This window comes from Rugosimonospora acidiphila, from assembly GCF_039543385.1.
Classification (GTDB): Bacteria; Actinomycetota; Actinomycetes; order Mycobacteriales; family Micromonosporaceae; genus Rugosimonospora; species Rugosimonospora acidiphila.
The window spans coordinates 72,362-92,213 of record NZ_BAABJQ010000019.1; the positions used below are offsets into that span (position 1 = coordinate 72,362).

At 70.6% G+C, this 19,852-nt stretch carries 15 protein-coding genes; 8 read left to right on the forward strand and 7 right to left on the reverse strand.

Annotated elements, in window-relative coordinates; translation table 11 throughout:
- Positions 1-97: 97 nt before the first annotated feature.
- From ispH to ABEA87_RS27560, 4 genes are all read right to left on the reverse strand, one after another.
- Entirely contained in the window at positions 98-1,042 is a 945-nt protein-coding gene (gene ispH, locus ABEA87_RS27545; protein ID WP_345634416.1) for a 4-hydroxy-3-methylbut-2-enyl diphosphate reductase, read from the reverse strand.
- Between the two features lie 341 nt (positions 1,043-1,383).
- Positions 1,384-2,280: an ROK family protein gene (locus tag ABEA87_RS27550; RefSeq protein WP_345634418.1), complete on the reverse strand. Its 897-nt coding sequence runs from the start codon at positions 2,278-2,280 to the stop codon at positions 1,384-1,386.
- Positions 2,277-3,320 (reverse strand): LacI family DNA-binding transcriptional regulator, encoded by a 1,044-nt coding sequence (locus ABEA87_RS27555; RefSeq protein ID WP_345634420.1) that lies wholly within the window; start codon positions 3,318-3,320, stop codon positions 2,277-2,279. The genes ABEA87_RS27550 and ABEA87_RS27555 overlap by 4 nt, the downstream gene beginning before the upstream one ends.
- Before the next feature lie 13 nt (positions 3,321-3,333).
- Positions 3,334-5,073: a class I mannose-6-phosphate isomerase gene (locus ABEA87_RS27560; RefSeq protein WP_345634422.1), complete on the reverse strand. Its 1,740-nt coding sequence runs from the start codon at positions 5,071-5,073 to the stop codon at positions 3,334-3,336.
- A gap of 122 nt (positions 5,074-5,195) precedes the next feature.
- Between ABEA87_RS27560 and ABEA87_RS27565 the strand changes: the two genes are divergently transcribed.
- The 6 genes from ABEA87_RS27565 (at position 5,196) to dgoD (ending at position 13,303) form a co-directional block, all read left to right on the forward strand.
- A complete protein-coding gene (locus ABEA87_RS27565; protein WP_345634423.1) occupies positions 5,196-8,066 on the forward strand; it encodes a carbohydrate binding domain-containing protein in 2,871 nt (956 codons plus the stop codon).
- Positions 8,067-8,123: 57 nt separating this feature from the next.
- Positions 8,124-9,395, forward strand: coding sequence for an ABC transporter substrate-binding protein (locus ABEA87_RS27570; RefSeq protein WP_345634424.1), 1,272 nt, complete (start codon positions 8,124-8,126; stop codon positions 9,393-9,395).
- A 77-nt stretch (positions 9,396-9,472) separates the two neighbouring features.
- The gene (locus tag ABEA87_RS27575) at positions 9,473-10,348 is read left to right on the forward strand and encodes a carbohydrate ABC transporter permease (protein ID WP_345634425.1); all 876 of its coding nucleotides are present in this window, start codon (positions 9,473-9,475) and stop codon (positions 10,346-10,348) included.
- A complete protein-coding gene (locus ABEA87_RS27580) occupies positions 10,345-11,235 on the forward strand; it encodes a carbohydrate ABC transporter permease (RefSeq protein WP_345634427.1) in 891 nt (296 codons plus the stop codon). Before ABEA87_RS27575 ends, ABEA87_RS27580 begins: the two co-directional genes overlap by 4 nt.
- A complete protein-coding gene (locus ABEA87_RS27585; protein ID WP_345634429.1) occupies positions 11,232-12,158 on the forward strand; it encodes an NAD-dependent epimerase/dehydratase family protein in 927 nt (308 codons plus the stop codon). Before ABEA87_RS27580 ends, ABEA87_RS27585 begins: the two co-directional genes overlap by 4 nt.
- Positions 12,158-13,303, forward strand: coding sequence for a galactonate dehydratase (gene dgoD, locus ABEA87_RS27590; RefSeq protein ID WP_345634431.1), 1,146 nt, complete (start codon positions 12,158-12,160; stop codon positions 13,301-13,303). The genes ABEA87_RS27585 and dgoD overlap by 1 nt, the downstream gene beginning before the upstream one ends.
- Positions 13,304-13,427: 124 nt before the next feature.
- On the opposite strand, the gene ABEA87_RS27595 is transcribed toward dgoD, so the two are convergent.
- A complete protein-coding gene (locus ABEA87_RS27595) occupies positions 13,428-14,006 on the reverse strand; it encodes a hypothetical protein (protein ID WP_345634433.1) in 579 nt (192 codons plus the stop codon).
- 430 nt (positions 14,007-14,436) lie between these two features.
- Here ABEA87_RS27595 and ABEA87_RS27600 point away from each other — a divergent pair, with 430 nt between their 5' ends.
- Positions 14,437-15,618 (forward strand): Cmx/CmrA family chloramphenicol efflux MFS transporter, encoded by a 1,182-nt coding sequence (locus ABEA87_RS27600; protein ID WP_345634435.1) that lies wholly within the window; start codon positions 14,437-14,439, stop codon positions 15,616-15,618.
- A 215-nt stretch (positions 15,619-15,833) separates the two neighbouring features.
- Positions 15,834-16,100: a hypothetical protein gene (locus ABEA87_RS27610; RefSeq protein ID WP_345634609.1), complete on the forward strand. Its 267-nt coding sequence runs from the start codon at positions 15,834-15,836 to the stop codon at positions 16,098-16,100.
- Positions 16,101-16,182: 82 nt separating this feature from the next.
- On the opposite strand, the gene ABEA87_RS27615 is transcribed toward ABEA87_RS27610, so the two are convergent.
- Both ABEA87_RS27615 and ABEA87_RS27620 read right to left on the reverse strand, forming a co-directional pair.
- Positions 16,183-17,466: a glycoside hydrolase family 16 protein gene (locus ABEA87_RS27615; protein WP_345634437.1), complete on the reverse strand. Its 1,284-nt coding sequence runs from the start codon at positions 17,464-17,466 to the stop codon at positions 16,183-16,185.
- Between the two features lie 86 nt (positions 17,467-17,552).
- Complete coding sequence (locus ABEA87_RS27620) at positions 17,553-19,808, reverse strand: glycoside hydrolase family 3 N-terminal domain-containing protein (protein WP_345634439.1); 2,256 nt, start codon at positions 19,806-19,808, stop codon at positions 17,553-17,555.
- Positions 19,809-19,852 lie beyond the last annotated feature (44 nt).

Genomic DNA, 19,852 nt, shown 5'->3' on the forward strand with positions numbered 1-19,852 from the left:
GGACGTTCCGGGTCTGCACTCGGCCATCGACGATTTCAAGCAGGTCGCGGGCGCAGCTCATCGGGCTTGCCACGGATACCAGCGACTGCCCTGCCCACTACGTCTCGCGAGGCTTGGCGAAGATCTGGGTTTCGACGGTGGAGACCACCTCTTCCACCTCGACGTAGCCCTGAGCGGCAAGCCAGTTCAGTACTTCCCGCACCAGCCGCTCGGGGACGGAGGCGCCGCTGGACAGGCCGACAGTGGCGACGCCGTCCAGCCAATCCGGCAGCAGTTCACTCGCCGACTCGACACGATGGGCGGCCTCCGCACCCGCGGAGAGTGCGACCGGCACCATGTTCGCCGAATTGTGTGAGTTCCGAGCGCCCACGATGATGACAAGGTCACTGCGGGCCGCGATTATCTGGACCGCTGCCCGGCGATTGGACACCGCGTAACAGATATCCTCGCTCGGCGGATCGGTCAGAGCCGGGAAGCGACGGCGCAACCGCTCGACGATGGCGGCGACGTCCTCGGCGAGGAATGTCGTCTGCGAAACCCAGGCCACGCGCTGTTCATCCGGTACCGAGATCTCATCGACCTCTGCCGGATGTGCGACCACGACGACGTGGTCGGGGGCATGGCCCCGGGTGCCGACGACCTCGTCGTGCTCGAGGTTGCCGATCAGGACCACCGTGTACCCGGCGGCGGCGAAGCGTTGTGTCTCCCGGTGGGTCTTCGTGACCAGTGGGCACGTCGCGTCCACGACCTGCAGGTCTCGTGCGTGAGCCCTCTCGCGTACCCGTGGCGGTACGCCGTGCGCCGCCAGCACAAGCCTGGCCCCCCTCGGTACGTCGTCCGTCTCGGCGACGAACACCGCGCCGCGCCGTTCCAGATCGGCCACGACCTGCGGATTATGGACGATCTGACGGCGCACGTAGACGGGTGGCCCGAACCGGTCGAGAGCCTCCTCGACCGTCCTGATGGCGCGCTCAACACCCGCACAGAAGCCCCGTGGCGCGGCAAGTAACACCCGATGTTGTTGAACACCAGCGGTCGACATGGCTGCTCACCTCCGCGGCATCGCGTCTGCCCAACGCACCCGCGATGCGCCCCGCGGGTAGCTAGACATCTTTAACGACCAGCCGCGCGCCGTCGTTCATCGCCCGAGGCAACTTCTTCGAGAGGCATGAGATCGGGCCGGCCGCTGGCGCACGACACGTGCGGGCCCCGTTGCATCGAGCGCTGGCAAGATCGAGGCGGACTTGAGCTCCTCCCAGCCCCATCATGGGGCATCAGGCTCATAAACGATGGACCACTTCACGGGGACCCAGTCACTACAGGCTCGACCCGAACTGCGCCCGAGGTGCCCGGGTGGGTGGATCGACCCGGGCACCTCGGCGGTTACCGTTGGGCGAGCGCGCTCGCGCGCAGGGCCGCGCCGCGCAAGGCCGAGGTCTCCGCGTCCGGGCTGCGGACCACGGTGACGCGCTCGGCGACCTCCGCGTCGGCGCTCTGGATGCCCTGCCCGAGCGGTGGGGCGACGAACTGCCAGGCCGCGCTGATCCCGCCGCCGATCACGAGGACCGAGGCCTCGAAGCGCCGTAGCCACGGTGCCAGGGCGCGGCCCAGCAGGCGGTACGCCTCGTCGACTACGCCGGCCGCACGCTCATCGCCGTGGGCGACGCGCGCCATCACCTCGGCCACCCCGTCGCACGCCTCGCCGCCGGCCCGGCGGTACGCGGCCAGGACGGCTCTGGTCGAGACGGTCTGCTCCAGTGGTTGCCCGTTGATGGTCAGCAGATCGGCCCGGCCCTCAGGCGGGACCCGGGGGCCGTCGGCGACGATCCGCCCCCGGTCGAGGAAGGCCGAGCCGACCCCGGTACCGAGGGTGATGGCCACGGCCCGGTCATGTCCCTTTGCCGCGCCCCACTGCCACTCGCCGCACCCGAACGCTGCCGCGTCGTTGAGGAACCGCAGCGCGTGCGGGTGCGGCCGGATCCGGGCGCGTAGTTCCGCGCCGACGTCGACGCCGTTGAGGGAGGCGAACTTGCCGACGCCGTGGAAGCGGCCGATTCCCGTGTCGTAGTCGAACGGGCCGGGCACGGCAACTCCCCACGTCGCCCCGGCCGGGGCATCCAGCCGGCAGGCCGTTTCGGCGATGTCGCGCAGCAGCATCCCGACCGGGTCGGTCGCCCGCAGGCCGCCCCGACCGCGGTGCGCGACGGTTCCGTCAGCCATGTCGACCAGGGCCGCGGTGACGTGCGAACCGCCGATCTCCAGTACTGGTAGCGCTGTCACGGTGCCGGGACCCGGGGGTAGTCGACCAGCCTGGTCGGGATGACTACCCGCTGGGTGCGGGCCGGCCGCGCGGCGGTCTGCGGCGTGGTGGTCTCCTCGATGCGATCGAACAGCAGCCGCGCCGCCTCGCGGCCGACCTCGGCCGCGTCGTAGGCGACCACGCTGAGCGGCAGTTGCAGCAGGTCGGCGAGTTCGATGTCGTCGAAGCCGGCCAGCGCGACGGGGGTGGGGCTGTGCTGCATCGTCCGCAGCGCCCCGATGGTGTTGCGGTTGTTGGCCGTGATCAGTGCTGTGGGCGGTTCGGCGAGACCGATCAGGTGCCGGGTGGCGGCCTCGGCGAGTTCGATGTCGCCCCGGTGCCGGCTGACGTACCGGTCGTCGACCGGTAGACCCGCGTCCTCCAGCGCGGCGGCATACCCGCGGTAGCGTTCCGAGCCGGTCCACAGCGACGCCGGCAGGCCGAGGAATCCGATGCGCCGGTGCCCCCGCTCGATCAGCCGGCGGCAGGCCGCGTATGTGCCGCCGAAGTCGTCGACGAGCACGCAGTCCACATCGATGTCGCGTGGGGGAGTGGCGGCGAGGACGACCGGGGCCCCTTCGAGCTGGCGCGGATCGAGGTGCCGGTGATCGTTGCCGGCCGGCACGACGATCAGCCCCGCGATGCGCCGCGCCGACATGTCCTCCACCAGTTCGCGCTCGCGATCGGCGTCCCCGTTGGCGCTGGCCACCAGCAGCCCGGCGCCGCGCTCCGTCGCGACCTGCTCGACGCCCACCGACAGCTGGGAGTAGAAGGGGTTGGCGAGGCTGGTGACGACCAGCCCGACCAGCCCGTGCGCGAGGCCGGAGCGCAGCCGCCGGGCGAGATCGTTGGGCCGGTACCCGAGCGCCGCGACCTCGGCCAGGACCCGCTGCCGGGTGGGCTCGGCGATGCCGCTGTCGCCGCGGATCGCCCGGGACACCGTCATGGCGCTGACCCCGAGGCGGGCCGCGACATCGCGCATGGTCAGCGGTGGTGCCGGTTTCGGTTCGGGTGTCGTCATGGCTTCATCGCGTTCATGTGACGTTGGCCTTCACCAGTCGGGCCGGATCTGCCCCCAGGCACTGTACGGCATACTTCCCGACCGCCGCGGGTATCGCGATCGTCTCGGCGTAGCGCAACGGATGCTCGTCGCCCGCCTCGGTGCGCAGCATGACGCGCTCGCCCTCGACCAGGGTGAGGATGTGAAAGCGGCCGGCGGTGTCCTGCTCGGCGCGCGCACCCGGCTCGATGCGCAGGCGACGTACCTCGAAGAACATCTCCGGCAGCGCGCCGATCAGCTCCTCGTGCCAGCCCTCGCCGGCCTCCAGCACGCGCGGACGCTGGACGAGCCGCTCGGCGACCGCGTCCCCGCGGCGGGTCGCGTCGAGGTTGCGGAACGCGTGGTCGACGTGGACCGGTCGCTGCTGGTCGGCGCTGTCGCGGCGCAGCCAGTCGTAGAATCGCAGCGAGTACAGGTACGGCGTCGCGCTGACCTCGAGCACCACGTTGCCGGTCCCGCTGCCGTGCGGGGTGCCCCCTGGGATCAGGAACAGCTGATGCGGGGTGGCGGGAAAGGACTGGACGAACTCGGTGACGTCAAAGGGGATTGCCTCGGTGTCGGCCCGCCGGGCGGCCTGCTGGAACTGGGCCACCGAGGTCCCCTCGCGCAGCCCGAGGAAGACCTGGTTGTGCTCGCCGCCGACCATCACGTAGTACGTCTCGTGCTGGGTGTAGGGCCAGCCGAAGACGGTACGCATGTACTCCGGCTGCGGGTGGCAGTGCACGGACAGGTTGCCGCCGTCGACCGTGTCGAGGTAGTCGAACCGGATCGGGAAGGATGTGCCGAACCGGCGGTGTACCTCGGCGCCGAGCAGGTCCTGCGGGGTCAGCGCGGCGAGCAGCTGGAACGGTACCTCGACGCTGTGCCGCGGATCCGTGCCGACCAGCACGCCGCTCTCCGGCGCGATCAGCTCGTAGCCCAGTGCGGTGTTGGTCGCCTCCGGATTGAGTCCGAGTTCGCGCCGTGCCCACTGGCCGCCCCAGGGCGTGCTGTTGAAGGTGGGGCGGGTGCGGTGCGGCCGACGGGCGAGGTCGGCGCAGGTGGCCCGGAGCGCGGTGCCGGAGAGCCAGGTCGGCCGCGCGCAGTCTTGGGTGTCCAGCCAGAGGTCGATGCGGTGGGCGTGCGCGTCGCGGTGCCGGTCCAACAGGGGCCAGTCGATGTAGAACAGGCGGCGGGTGCTCGCCGGCGTGGTCGCCGGGGCCAGCAGATTGCGTCCACCGCCGGTGGCGATGGCCTGTTCGGCGTAGCGCTTGGGCAGGTCGGCCCACCACAGCACGTCGATGCCCTCGATGGTGGCGGCGCCGGGGCCGAGCAGCACGCGCATAGTTCCGGGTGGCACCGGGTTTCCCGGTAGGCGGTCGGGATCGAGCAGGTCGGCGAGGGTGCCCTCGGCGAGGGTTTCGAAGTGCGGGTCGTCGGCGAGTTCGGCGGAGCGGGTCCGCCGCTGGATCTCCTCCCAGGACAGCCCGGCCTCACGCAGGTCCACCAGCTCGACCGCGCCACGTGCGGACAGGTGCGCCGTCACCGCCTGCGCGACCTGCGCCCAGTCGAGCACCGCGGGGCCGTCGATGGCGAGGGTGCGCAGCGTGGTGGGCAATGTCGCGACCGCGGCCGCCCAGCCACTGGCTACGGCCGCGCCGACCGGCGGGTAGTGGGGTAACGGGTCGTAGGACGGGGTTGACGAATCGGGCAGATCGATAAGGGAGAGCGCCACGGCGGCGACTCTACATTTCGTTATCGGTACCGCCAAGTTATCCTGGGCCTATTGCTTTCAAATCACGTTATCGATAACGTGCCTGGCGCCAACCGCAAACGATCACGTCGAAGGGTGGCCCCATGGGCACTGATGACCAGGTGGCGGCTTGCCGCGACACGGAACATAGGCAGCTGTCACGTCGTGGTTTCCTGGCCGCCTCGCTGACCGGCCTGTCCATCGCGGTACTCGCCCCGGTGGGCGCACCGGCCTGGGCCGGCACGGCGACCCGTGACGGCGCCGTTACCGGTACCGGAAACGGCGCGGGTACCAGCGTGACGATGACCGTGCGCCCCGCCAGCCTCGCCGGCGTGTACGTCGGCGGCGGAGCCCGGCAGTTCACCGTCGAGGTCAACGCCGACACGCTGCGGTGGACCGTGCGGGACCTGTGGGGCGCGATCGTGCGCGCGGGCACGCAGCCGGTACGCGGCGGCAAAGCCACGCTGCGCCTGCCGGTCGACGCGGCCGGCTACTACACGCTGGACGTGACGGCCGTGCGCGGCGCTACGCCGGTCGCCGAGAGTCGTAGCTCCTTCGCCGTGCTCACCGCGTACCGGCTGCCCGCCGACTCACCCTTCGGCGCGAACACGCACCTGCAGCCCGCCGCGATGGTTCCGCTGATGGCGACGCTGGGCATCACCTGGGCGCGTACGGACCTGACCTGGACGGAGATCGAGCCGCCCCCGCTGGCCGGCTGGACCACCGACGTGTACCAGGCCGACGCGTCGGTGACGCTGGACAAGACGGTGGCCCACTCCGGCCACGCCTCGGTCAAAATCGTCAACCGGTCCGCCAAGCAGGACAACTACTACGCCACCATCTCCCAGGACATCACAGTCCAGCCCAACACCACCTACACCTTCTCGGCCTGGGTCAAGGGGCAGGACGTCCGGGCCCTGCAGTTCACCCTGCAGCCAGACTGGGGCTCCCGCACCGACGCGCCCAGCGGCACCTACGGCTGGACGCGCGTGCGATTCCAGTACACCACCACCACCGAGACCACCCTGACGTTCCGGCTGCTGTCCAGCGACGCCACCGCCGCCGCGTGGATGGACGACGCCAGCGTCACGGCCGCGGGGTCCGACACCAACCTGCTCACCAACCCCGGCTTCGAGAAGGGCCTGGTCACCGGGTACACCTTCGACACCTTCACCCCGTACCTGAGCGCACTGGCCGACCACGGCATCCACCCGCTGCCGATCCTCGACTACGCCAACCCCAAGTACGACGGTGGCCTGACCCCCTACGACGACGCCGGCCGGACCGCGTTCGCCGCCTACACCACCGCGGTCATGCGCCACTACCGGCACCAGTTCACCGCGGTCGAGGTCTACAACGAGTACAACGCGGGGTGGTTCACCACCGGCCCGGCCAGCGCCGACCCGACCGCCTACGCGGCGCTGCTGGCCAGCACCTACGACGCGGTGAAGAGCGTCGACCCGGCTGTCACCGTCGTCGGCGGCGTGACCTACGGCACCGCCCTCGACTGGCTCACCGCCATGTTCGAGGCCGGAGGCATCCACCACCTGGACGCGGTCTCCAACCACCCGTACACCGGCGCACCCGAGGACGACACCCCGCTCGACGAGGCCGAACGCCAAGTGACCCAGCTGATCCAGCAGTACAACGGCGGCGCCGCCAAGCCGGTCTGGGTCTCCGAACTCGGCTGGTCGCTCGGCGACCCGCTGACCACCGCCGGATATCTGGTCCGCGGCCTGGTGCTCGCGCTGGCCGGTGGGGTGCAGAAATTCTTCTGGTATGACCTCGTCGGCGACCAGAACTTCGGGCTGCTCAACCAGGACGGCCCGGACTACACGCCCCGCCCCGCGTTCGTCGCCTACGCGGCGGCCATCCGCCTGCTCACCGGCCGGACCCTGGCCAGCACCGGCGATCTGCAGTCGGCCGGGATCCGCAGCTACGTCTTCGCCGGCCCGCACCCCGCCGACGACGACCTCGCGGTGCTGTGGAGCACCAACGCGCGCGAGGCGGTGGCCGTGGCCACCACCTCGCCGTTGACCCTCCTCGACGTGGCCGGCACCAGCCACACCCTGACGCCCTACGACGGGCACGTGTACCTGACCCTCACCGGTACCCCGGTGTACCTGCGGGCGCCGCGTCTGGCCGACCGGCCCGGACTCGTCACGGCCAGCACGACGGTGGACGTCTCGGCGCCGCAACTGGCGCACACCTCGGACCAGAGCGTCACGCTGACCTACGTGCTGGACAACAGCGCCTCGTCGCGACCGGCCGAGCTCACCTTCACCACCCTGGGCGTGGCCACCCCGGTGCGGGCGCCTCGGGGACAGCGGGTCCAGGTGCCGGCCACGATTCCGGTCGGCGACCTCGACCTCGGCAAGAACACCCTCATCACCCAGGTCACCGACGGTCAGCGGGTGGTCGGCCGGCTGGTCTGTTCGGTGGTGGTCATCGAGGTGCCGGACGTGGCGGTCGCGACTGTCGGGACGGTCGACTGGAGCTCCCGAGAGCTGGCCCTGGCCCCCGATGGCTACGGCGACTACCCGACGCGGTTCCCCGACGACGTCTCCTTCACCGTCGGCGTCGACGATCCCGCCCAGTCCTGGCCGTACATCCACCCGGGGCCCGACGACGGGTGGGCCGGCGGTCGCACGCACACCTTCACGCTCAACTTCACTCTTCCCACGGCACCCGCCCACGATCTGCAACTGGTCGTCTTCCTGCTCGACACGCACAACACCGCACCGGGCGCCGTCGCGGTGACGCTGGGCGGCGGCAGCCCCACCACCGTCACGCTGCCGGCCGGCAGCGGCAGCGGTTACGCCGCCCCGGACGCCCTCACCTCCGGCGACCAGCCCACCCAGTTCACCGTGCCGCTGCCCGCGTCCGGGCTGTCGGCGGGAAAGAATACCGTCACGCTGACCAAGACCATCGGTTCCTGGATGGTCTATGACGCCGTCGGCATCTACCAGTCGTAGCCCGCTACGACCGGCGAAATTCGCGCTCTCCCTTTTCCCTTCCGGAAGGTCGCTCCCATGCGTTTCATCCGCCCCACCCTCGCACTGACGGCCGCGTTACTGGTCGCCGGCGGGTCCCTGACCGCCTGCGGCTCAGGATCGTCCACCGACTCGTCGGGCAGAACCATCCTCCATGTGGAGGGTTGGAAGGGCGGTGGCGCTGAACCGGCCAACGTCGCCCAGGTCAACGCCGCCTTCGAGAAGGCGAACTCGAACATCAAGCTGGACTTCAGCTACGTGCCGCCCAACGACGTGTACCAGCAGAAGCTGCAGTCCCAACTGCTAGCCAGCACCGCCGCCGATGTGATCATGGTCGACCCGCAGAAGGTCCAGACGTGGGGCAAGTCCGGCTACCTCGCCGACCTCAGCGGCCAGAGCTGGGCCGGGGGCATCGCCGGGCCGCTCAAGCCGTTCGTCAGCTACCAGAACAAGGTGCTGGCCTCGCCGATGGAACTCAGCCCGGTCGGCATCTACGTCAACCTCGACATCCTCGCCAAGGCTGGCATCGCCGCGGCGCCCACCGACTTCCCGACGCTGCTGGCCGATCTCGGCAAGCTCAAGACCGCCAACCAGCCCGGCTTCGCCTTTCCCGACTCGCAGGGCTACATGGCTGAGTTCGCGATGCTGCTGTCCGCGGCGACGACGGTCTACCAGCAGACGCCGGACTGGGACCAGCAGTTCATGGCCGGCAAGGTGGACTTCTCCACCGCGTTCCAGACCCCGCTCGAGCAGATCCAGCAGCTGGGCGCCGACGGGTACGTCAACTTCAAGAACGCCGTCGGCACCGACGAGACGACCACCGGTGAGCCCGACTTCATCGCCGGCAAGTCCGCGTTCTACGCCGGCGGCTCGTGGCTGGCCGCGGCCATCAAGAAGCCCGGCTTCAAGCTGGCCTTCGTCCCCTGGCCCGGTGGCGAGACCGGTACCTCGCCCAGCGCCCTGATGTTCCCCGGCACCATGTGGGCGGTCAACGCCCGGAGCAAGGTGTCGGCCGCGGCCAAGGCGTACGTCGACTTCTGGTCGCAGTCGCAGAACCTGGCGCCGTACCTGTCGGCCGAGGCGGCGATCAGCCCGTTCCAGGGCGGCGCCGCGGGTACCGACCCGTTGATGTCCACGATGGCCACGGCCTACGGCGCCGGCAAGTTCGCGCTGTTCCCCACCAACACCTGGGACCTGGCCGACCCGGAGACGAAGATCCGGTCGATCCTGCAGGGTTTCCTGCTCGGCAAGACCGACGTCGCAGCGACCCTGACCGCGATCCAGTCCGCCGCGGCGAGCGCGAAGTCCTGACCATCCCGCTCGGATGAGACCGACCCGGGGGTGGCGCCGGCCGTGGCGCCACCCCCGAACAGAACGGAGGACGTCTCGTGTTCAGGCGACGAGGCCGCTACGCGTCGATCGTTTTAATCCTTCCCGCCCTCGCGGTGTACGGGCTGTTCATCCTGTACCCGCTCGTGCGGGGCGTGCTGCTGAGCTTCACCGACAACACCGGCGGACCCACCGACGCCTTCGTCGGGCTCAAACAGTACAGCGCGCTGATCCACGATCCGACCGCCCTGCAGGCGCTGCGGCACACCGTCATCTACGCCGCGGTGGTGCTCGTCGTGCAGACCGGGCTGGGTCTGTCCGCGGCGGCTCTGCTGTCCCGCAGGCCGCACATCCGGCGGGTGGTCAGCAGCATGCTGCTGCTGCCCGCGCTGATCTCACCGGTGATGGCCTCGTTCATCTGGTCCTATCTGTACCGCCCGGACGGCGGGATCGACACCCTGCTGGGCGACGTCGGCCTCGGCGTGCTGCGCCAGACCTGGCTGGGCGACCCTTCCATCGCGCTGTACGCGATCGCCGCCGTGAACATCTGGATGTTCGCCGGCTACTCGTGCGTCATCTTCCTCGCCGGGTACGCCGGCATCCCGGCCGAGTTGCTCGACGCCGCCGACATCGACGGTGCCACCCGGTGGCAGCGCTTCCGCAAGGTCGAATGGGCGATGCTGGCCCCCTCGCTGACCGTCAACGTGACGATCAGCCTGATCGGCTCGCTGGGCGTGTTCGACTTCCCGCTAGTGCTGACCAACGGCGGCCCGGTCGGGTCGACCAACACCCTGGCGCTGCTGATCTACCGGGACATCTTCAACAACAGCGACTTCGCGATGGGCGCGGCGACGGCCGTCCTGCTGCTCGTGCTCGTCGTCGTGGTATCCAGCGCGGCCAGTGCGGTGCTGCGCCGACGGGAGCGCGTGCTGTGACCGACACCGACCTGACCTCCACCGTCACCCGCCCGGCGGCGCCACCGCCGCCGGCCGTGGCGGTGCGGCCCCGCCGCCGTCGCGGCGTGGTCGTCGACTGCCTGCTGGTACTGGTGGCGCTGGCCTTCATCACGCCGTTCCTGTTCACCCTCGTGGCATCCTTCCGGACCTCCGGGGACATCGCCCGCAACCCGCTGGGCCTGCCGCACCACCTCACCATCGCCAACTACCGCACCTCCATCGACCAGATCCGGTACGGCAGCAGCGTGCTGAACACCCTGCTGCTCACGCTGGCGTCCTGCGTCGCGGTCTCCATCATCGGGGCGGCGGCCAGCTACCCGCTGGGCCGGCTCACCTCGCATCTGAGCTCCATGGTCTACCGGCTGTTCGTCATCGGCCTGACTATCCCCATCTTCGTCATCATCGCCCCGTTGTACCTGCTCATGCGCGACCTGCATTTGCTGGACAGCCGCATCGGGCTGGTCATCATCTACACTGCGCTGAACCTGCCGGTCTCGGTGTTCTTCTACACCAGCTTCGTGCGCCAGATCCCGGTACAACTGGAGGAGGCCGCGGCGCTGGACGGGTGCGGACCGCTGCGCACCTTCTTCTCCATCGTGTTCCCGCTGCTGCGCCCGATCACCGGAACCCTGCTGACCTTCGTGTCGCTGCAGGTCTGGAACAACCTGGTGGTCCCACTGGTGTTCCTGCAGGATGCGTCGAAGAGCACGGTGATGGCCAACGCGTACTCCTTCGCCGACCCGCACACTCTGCAGCCGACTCAGCTGTTCCCGGCCGCCCTGCTGGGCGCGCTGCCGCTGTTCCTGCTGTTCCTGGTCTTCCAGCGTCAGGTGGTCGAGGGCATGACCCAGGGGGCGGTGAAGTGAACCAACACGCGCCCGCGCGGCAACCCGGACCCCTTCCCCGCCGGGTACTGGTCACCGGTGCCAGCGGAGGCATCGGCCGGCCCACGGTCGGGCACCTGCTCGCCCACGGCATCGCGGTGACCGCCGTGGCCGTCGACGAATCCGCGCCGTGGCCATCCCCGGTGCGGTACCTCACGCTCGATGCGACCGACGAGATCGCCATGGGGCAGGCGATGGACGGCTGCGACGCGGTCGTGCACCTCGCCGCGCTGGCGCACCCGTCGCTGGGCACGCCGCTGCGGGTGTTCGGCAACAACGTGATCTCCACCTTCACCGTCCTCGCCCTGGCCGCGCGGCACGGCATCGGCCGGGTGGTCATCGCCAGCAGCATCAACGCCTCAGGGGTCAACCTCAACCCGCACCAGCCCCTGCCTGCGTACTTCCCGCTGGACGAACAGCTGCCCGCCGACCTCGCCGACGCCTACTCGCTGTCCAAGCAGGTCGACGAGCTGTCGGCAGCCACGGCCGCGCGGGCCTGGGGAACCGACGTCGTCGCGCTGCGATTTCCGCTGGTCAAGACGCGCGACCAGTTACACGCGATCCGGGCCGAGGTGACCCGAGATCCGGTCAGCATGGTGCGCACCGGGTGGGCGTACCTCACCGACCACGACGCCGCCCGGGCCGTCCTCGCTGCCCTGCGGGCACCGCTGTCGGGCGCGCACGTCGTCGGACTCAGCGCGGCGGACACCCTCCTGCCCCGCCCCACCGAGGAACTGCTCGACGCGTACGCCCCGACGGTGCCGCGCCGGAGGGGCTTCGTCGGGCACGAGGCACTGGTCGACACCGCCCGGGCCCAGCAGGTGCTCGGCTTCACCCCCCGCCAGTCCGTGCACGAGCCGGTAGCGGCCGCGCATGCGGGCCGCCACCCGGGAAGGGACGACTGATGCGCATCACTGCTGTGGACACGTTCGTGCTCAGCAACCGGCACGCGCTGGTGAAGGTGTCCACCGACGAAGGCGTCGTCGGGTGGGGGGAGCACACCCTGGAAAACTGGGTTCGCACGGTGACCGCCGCCGTCGAGCGGATGTCGGAACATCTCATCGGCGCCGACCCACGTGGCATCACCGGACTGTGGCAGACCCTCGCCCGGGGCGGCTACTACCGCGGCGGGCCCGTGCTGTCCTCGGCGGTCGCCGGGTTGGACCAGGCGCTGTGGGACATCAAGGGGCGGTGGCTGGGCGTGCCGATCCACGAGTTGCTGGGCGGCCCGACGCGGGACCACGCGCGGGTCTACGCGCACGCGAACGCCCCCGCCGGCACCGGAGATCCGCAGCGCGCCCGGGCCCACGTCAACGCCGGAATCGACCTACTGAAGGTGGCACCACAGCAGCGGATCGAGTTCCTGGATCGGCCCGAGCACCTCGACGGGCTCCTGTCCGACCTGACCCGGCTGCGGGCCGAGGTCGGCCCGGGCGTTGACATTGCCATCGACCTGCACGGACGCTTCTCCCTCCCGCTGTCGCGCCGGCTGCTGCCCCGGCTCGAGGCGCTCGGCGTGGTCTTCGCCGAGGAGCCGGTCCGTCCCGAACACAGTGACCTGCTCGGCGACCTGGTCCGGCGCTCTCCCGTGCCGATCGCGACCGGTGAGCGGCTCTACTCCCGGGCGGAGTTCCGGCGCGTCCTGGAGGCCGGCGTCGCGATCGTGCAACCAGACGTCTGCCACGCGGGCGGCATCACCGAAGGCTTCCGGATCGCCACCCTCGCCGAGACGTACGATGCCCAGTTGGCACCCCACTGCCCACTCGGGCCGGTGGCGCTCGCGGCGAGCCTGCAACTGGCTTTCGCGGTACCGAACTTCTACGCCCAGGAACAGTCCCTCAATCTGCACCTCGGGCCCTCACCGGTCACCAGGATCCTCGTCGACCCGCGGATACTCGTCCCGGTGGACGGGCGGATACCCCGGCTGACCGGCCCGGGGTTGGGCATCGAGGTCAACGAGGACGCGGTCCGGGCGGCGGTCGACGACGGCCACCTCGCGCCGGGATCGCCGGTGTGGCACTACCCCGACGGCGGGTTCGCGGAGTGGTGAGCGTGGATCCGGGCGGGCCGGCTCGATCCGGGACGATCGACGACGAACCTCCCGAGAAACCGGGGTTGGCGTTGCCGGCTGTGCGCGTGCCAGAACAGTAGCCGGCAGATTCCGTCAGCTGGCCTTACGAGAAGAACGCGCCGACCGAAGTCATGATCGCGTCGTTGGTGGGCGTTGGGTACACGTTCGGGTTTGTCGGGTCGAAGACGGCGACGACGGGCGGACAGCGATCCGCTGGGACGTCGATGCTCTGTGCCGTTCCCAGCTTCTCGCCGGTGGCCGCCGCGTACAAGGTGACGGTCGTCCGGTACGGAACCATGTAGTACACAGGGTCGCTGCTGGACGGGCACGGCTTGGAGGCGCCCTCACTGCCCCGCACTCCGCTCAGGCACGCGACCACACTGACCGAGCTGAAGTCGTTCCTGGGGTCGGGTGAGCGGCCTTGAAAGATCACTTGTTGTACATAGCGTGACCCGGGTTCGAGGGTCGCGACGAATGCGGCAACCTTGGGCGCGGAGCCTGGTTCGTACGGCGCGACGTTGGCGTACCCGCGTCCCATGCAGACCGCTGCGAGGTCTGTGGAGTACCTCGCCCTCCCACGCGGCGGCGTCGTGGATGCGCTGGCCGCCGGCGACGCGGTCAGGCCATCGCCTTTCGGACCGTCGCGCCTGGCGTACAGCGCGATGCCGCCGACAGCCAGCACGGTCGCGACGAGTACCGCAAGGAGGCAGCCGGGCAGTCCGCGGCGCGCGGTTGCTGGGCGGGGTGGTTCCGGCGACGTCATCGCACCCCCATGGCCGTAGCACCGCACTTACCGATCGGCAGGTATACCCGGCACGCAGATCAAGGGTACCAAGCTCGACACGAAGAACATCGATACGATCTACGTGAACTCGACCCCCGGAACCCGGTTGCATGACGGCCTGGGGTTTGAGTAGTGTTTGCGCCCATGTCGAGCCCTGAGGCATCCAAGGTGGGGGCTTTCGGTCACGCCGTCAGCCCCCTGAACCGCTGAGTTCTTAGCCCGCTCCCCAGCAGCCTTTGCTGCGTGGGACATCTGCGCGCACGCCTTGGGGCGCTGACCGCGGTGACGAGACGCCTCCTTCTCCTTCTCGCTCACCTCGGAGCTCTTGATGCCTGTCCCGCTCTACCTGCTTGCCGTGGCGGTCTTCGCCATGGGCACCTCGGAGTTCATGCTTGCCGGCCTGGTGCCGGACATCGCCACAAGCCTCGACGTGTCGGTCGGGGCCGTCGGGCTCCTGGCTTCGGCGTTCGCTGTCGGGATGATCGTCGGCGCGCCGCTGATGGCGGCGCTCGCGCGCCGTTGGCCCGCCCGGGCCAGCCTGTTGAGCTTCGTGCTGGTTTTCGCCGTGGCCCACGTCGTGGGCGCCCTCACGGCGAGTTTCGCGGTTCTGCTTGTCACCCGCGTGTTCGCCGCCCTGGCCAACGCGGGCTTCCTGGCGGTGGCACTGAGCACGGCGGCCATGCTCGTCCCAGCTGATCAGAAAGGGCGCGCACTGGCGGTGCTGCTCTCGGGTACGACGGTGGCCACCATCGCCGGAGTTCCCGGCGGTGCGGTGCTCGGCACGTTGCTTGGCTGGCGGGCGACCTTCTGGGCGATCGCACTGCTCTGCCTTCCCGCTGCCTTCGGCGTCGTGAAGGGCATCCCTGCCCGTGTCGGAAAGACCCCTCGGGACGCTCTGGCCGACTCGTCTCTTCGGAACGAGATCGCCCAGCTCGCGATGCCCAGGATGGCTCTGGTCATGCTGCTCGGTGCCCTCGTCAACGCTGCCACCTTTGCCACGTTCACCTTCCTGGCACCGATCGTGACCGACACCGCCGGCCTGAGCGAACTGTGGGTCCCGATCGTGCTGGTGCTCTTTGGGGTCGGGTCCTTGGTCGGCGTCACCCTCGCCGGACGGCTCTCCGATCAGCGTCCCGGCATCGTCATCGCCATCGGTGGCCCGTTGCTGTTGCTCGGCTGGGTCGCGTTGGCGGCGCTGGCTGCCCAACCGGTGGCGCTTTTGCTCCTCGTGTTCGCGCAGGGCACGCTCTGCTTCGCGTTGGGCAGCACCCTGATCGCCAGGGTGCTCTATGAGGCAGTAAGCGCCCCCACCATGGGAGGGTCGTATGCGACCGCGGCGCTCAACATCGGTGCTGCTGGCGGCCCCGCCGTTGCGGCGATGACCCTCGGGGCCAATGCTCGCGACCTCGGCCCGGTATGGGTCAGCGGCCTGCTGGTTGCGATCGCACTGCTCATCGCCCTGCCCCTCCGGCGATTCATCGCACCCCGCGTCGGCCAGGCGATCCGATGACCCACGCGAACGCTCCGCTGAGCATCGAGGGACGGCGGCGACTCATCGAGCGCTGCCGAACCCGCCCAATCGCAAAGGTCGCCGCCGAGATGGGGATCTCGCGACGGCGCCGGTGGCCAGCCACCCGCTTCACGACTCCAACGAGGTGTCACGAACGTCCAGCCCTCCTATACCCGGGCGCCGGCGGACGTTCACCCGGCGAAGGTGGGGTAGGCGTGGGTCTGTTCGAGGCATGCCTCGTGGCCGCCGTCGACGAACTCCGTCAGGCGGTCGGCGAGGTGCCTCTCAGTCAGGTCCCGGAGGCCACCGCGGGTCAGGCCGGCGGCTTCAGCCCGGAAGGCCGCCCGAACCATGTTCTGCTGCTACTGCCGCGCTCCTCCGGCGACGAACGCGCCGACCGGATCCGACTCGGCGTCCCGCGCTCCCTCTGCGAGCGGATGGCTGCGATCGATGACCGGTCTGGAACCCCTGGCCTCGGCTAGCGGGCAGAACACAGATCGATGAGTTTCGAACACGGCCGGGGGTGGGGCATCCCACCCCCGGCCGTGTTCGCGGGCGGGCGGGTCACTTCCGGTAGATCCTGACGTGGTCGATGTCGAACTCGGTCGGTAGGGCCGCGTCGTCCACCCCGTCAGCGCCGGCCCAAGAGCCGCCGACCGCGAGGTTGAGCAGCACCGTCGCCTGGTTGGTGACGTCGGGGCCGTCGTTGGCCACCCATTTGTACTGCTGGCATGCGAGCTTCAGGCCATTGAGGTACCAGCAGACGTGGTCGGTGTACCACTCCAGCCCGACCTCGATCCAGGTGTCCTTCAGCGACGCGGGCGCGACGTAGTTGCCCCAGACGGTATCGAAGTTCGGGTCGGTGTACGTGTAGTCGAACGGCCCCTGCGGGCACGGTCCGGTGCAGCCGCTGGCCTGCACGCCGGTGTGCATCACGTTGGCGTACTGGCCGCTGTTGTTGAGCGGTCCCTCGATCATGTCGATCTCCGGCGGCCAGGGCGGGCGCACGTCGCCGTATCCGCCGGCGAGCCAGAAGGCGGGCCAGGTGCCGAGCACGTCGGGCTGCTTGAGGCGCGCGGTGAGGTAGAGCGGGTGGCCGTCGGTCGGCTCGAACTCCGCCTTGCTGCGGATCATCGCCGACTCGTACTTCAGGTACGGCTGGTCCAGGCGGGTGGCGGTGGCGTGCAGCGCCAGGTAGCCGTCCTGGACCGTGTGCATCTTCATCCCGTCGACGTTGTAGTCGCGGTACACCTCGGACTCCTGACCCTGGTACGTCCCGTCGCCGCCCAACGTGTCGAGGGTGCCGAAGGTCGTACCGTCGGCCGGGTCGGTCCACAGGCAGCCGGCGTCGGGTACCTGCGGCGCGGGTCCCCCGTCGTACTCGTAGCGGGTGCACCACGTGCCGCGGTCGAGGTCCGTGCCCGCGAATTCGTCGTGGAAGACCAGTTGGTAGCCGGTCGGGTGATGGTCGGCGTGGGCATTGTCGACGGTCATCCGCAGCGGTAGGACCGCCCGCGGTAGGGCCGGCCTTCCGCCGAAGGCGACGGCGGTGAGCACGAGGGGACCGTCCCGGAACTGTGTCGTGTCGATCAGCGCGCTGGCCGCCGTGCCGTTCGCGCTCACGGTCGCCGTGGCCACCGGTGTGGCCAGGCGGTAGATCCTCACCGTCGTCAGTCCGGTGCCGGTGAGGGAGAGCCGGGTGGTGTCGGCGACGGTCGAGCCCTGGGCGGGGGCGGCGACCCTCAGGGTCACCCGGGTGGCGGAGGTGGGACGGCCGGCGAGCGATGCGGCGGAGGCCGGCGCGGCGCTGCCGAGCAGCACCAGGCCGGCGGCCGCGGCGACGACCACGCTCGCCGTCCTCCTGCGTCGACCGGATGCCTGAACCGGTTCAGATTTCGACATGTCCATGTGTCTAACACGCCGGGAAGGGTTTGTCACGACCGGAGTTCACCGGCCGCGGGGTCCAGGCGCAGGCGCAGCGGGTCGGCCGGCTCGCCCGCCCGGCTGGCGAACCAGAGCTCCAGCATGCCCGTGTCGTGCGCACCGATCCCCAGCCCGGGCACCGCGTCGGGCTCGATGTCGACGCGTACCTCGCGCCGCTGCCCGGCCGCCAGCGCCACCCGGGCGAAGCCGACCAGCACGGCGCGCCGGGGCAGCCGGCCGGCCACCAGCGCCCGGGCGTAGAGCTGCACGACATGTGTACCGCCGCGGGTGCCGGCGTTGTGCACGGTCGCGACGACCGACACGCCGGCCAGGTCGTCGGCGCCCACCCGGTCGGTCGACGCCGACGCCGGTCCGATCGCCCAGCGGGTGTAACCGATGCCGGCGCCGAACGGGAAGTCGGCCGCGGCGTCCGCGTCGATGTAGCGTTCGGTCGTCTCGAGCCGCTCGTTGTACGCCACCGGCAGGACGGCGCTCGACCGGGGCAGGGACACGGGCAGCCGCCCCACCGGTTCCCGGGTGCCGAACAGGATCTCGGCGACGGCCCGCCCGCCGGTGGGGCCGGGGTACCACGCGTAGAGGACGGCGTCGCACGCCGCGGCGACCCGGCCGATGCCGTGCGGCCGGCCGGACACGATCACCGCCACGACCGGGGTGCCGCCGGCCGTCACCGCGTCGACCAGGTCCCGTTGCGCGGCCGGCAGTTCGACCTCGGCGGCGTCGAAGCCCTCGCCCGTGGTCGCCGCGGGCCGAGCGTCGCCGAGCCGGGCCGCGCCGTTGGTCTGGAAGTCATCCCGGTAGTCACGCCGGCCGGTGCTGCCCAACACGAGCACGGCCACGTCGGACCCGGCCGCCGCGGCGGCGGCTCGCGCGAGCCCGCCCTCGATGGGCATGGTCAGCAGGCAGCCGGGCTCGTACCGGACGCCGTCGCCGAGCAGGCCACGGACGCCGTCCAGCACGGTCGTGCCGGTCCCGTCGGGCAGCGGCGGCACGTAGTCGCCGAGCAGGCTGGCCAGGTCCGCGGCGTTCGGCCCGATCACCGCCACCCGCGCCTCGCGCGACAACGGCAGCAGGTCGCCGTGATTGCGCAGCAGCACCATGCCCCCGGCCACCAGATCGGCGACCGGCTCCGGCGGCGGGAAGGAGGGCGCCGGTGCCGGCGGATCGAGTAGGCCCAGCCGCAGCTTGACGGAGAGCACCCGCCGGCAGGCGCGATCGATGAGCGGCTCGGTGACCAGCCCCTCGTCGAGCGCCTCGTGCAGGGCCGCGTACGAGACGTCGCACATGCTCAGGTCAACCCCGGCCCGCAGCGCGACGGCGGCGGCCGCCGCGGGGGTGGGGGCGGCGCGCATCAGCCGATCGACGGCGAACATGTCGCCCATCACCAGGCCCTCGAAGCCCCATCGGTCCCGAAGGACGCGGGTGAGTAGGTCTCCGTTGGCGCAGCACGGTACGCCGTCGATGTCGTTGTACGCCGCCATCACCCCGAGCGCCCCCTCGTCGATCCCGGCGCGGGCCGCGGGCAGGTGCAGTTCGGTCAGTTCCCGCGGACCGATCGGTGCCGGGGAGCCGTTGCGGCCGCCGATCCCGGCACCCTGCCCGGCGAAGTGTTTGAGGACCACGCCGATGCCCGGCTCGCGCCGCATGCCTCGCACCACCGCGCGGGTGTACAGGCTGGCCAGCAGCGGGTCCTCGCCGTAGCACTCCTCGCCGCGCCCCCACCGCGGGTCGCGCAGCAGGTCGAGCCCGCTGACCAGGGCGAGGTGGGCGCCGCGGGCGCGCAGTTCGCGGGCGGTGTGCGCGGCGGCGCGCTCGATCAGCTCGGGCCGCCAGGCGGCGGCCGCGCCGAGGTTGGTGGGGAACAGCTGGGCGCCCAGCGCCTGGTGGCCGTGCGGCGCCTCCTCGACGAACAGGGCGGGGATGCCCAGCCGCGAGCCGGCGACGACCCGGCGCTGGACCAGCGCGGCCACCTCGGCCGAGGCGGCCGGGTCGGCGCCGGTGGACCAGTCCCGGCCCGACCAGGCGTCGGCGCGCAGCAGACCGTAGAGGGCGCCGAGCCCGCCGGAGTGTGCGATCTCCTCGTCCAGCGCCTCGGTGGTGACCGCGGTGCCGTCGCGGCGTGACCAGGCGTGCCAGCCGAGCAGGCGCTGGTTGAGCTGGCCGATCTTCTCCCGGGTGGTCATCCGACCGATCAGATCGTCGACGCGGACGTCCAGCGGGTTCGCCGGATCGCGGAACGGTTCGGTCATGCGTCGTCCTCCGGTCTGGTGGGGCGGGCAGGGACGGCCCGGCC

Bases quoted from the DNA above. Each gene is read 5' to 3' on its own strand.
- ispH (WP_345634416.1), bottom strand. From the start codon at position 1,042: ATGTCGACCGCTGGTGTTCAACAACATCGGGTGTTACTTGCCGCGCCA.
- ABEA87_RS27555 (WP_345634420.1), bottom strand. From the start codon at position 3,320: ATGACGACACCCGAACCGAAACCGGCACCACCGCTGACCATGCGCGAT.
- ABEA87_RS27565 (WP_345634423.1), top strand. From the start codon at position 5,196: ATGGGCACTGATGACCAGGTGGCGGCTTGCCGCGACACGGAACATAGG.
- ABEA87_RS27570 (WP_345634424.1), top strand. From the start codon at position 8,124: ATGCGTTTCATCCGCCCCACCCTCGCACTGACGGCCGCGTTACTGGTC.
- dgoD (WP_345634431.1), top strand. From the start codon at position 12,158: ATGCGCATCACTGCTGTGGACACGTTCGTGCTCAGCAACCGGCACGCG.
- ABEA87_RS27600 (WP_345634435.1), top strand. From the start codon at position 14,437: ATGCCTGTCCCGCTCTACCTGCTTGCCGTGGCGGTCTTCGCCATGGGC.
- ABEA87_RS27620 (WP_345634439.1), bottom strand. From the start codon at position 19,808: ATGACCGAACCGTTCCGCGATCCGGCGAACCCGCTGGACGTCCGCGTC.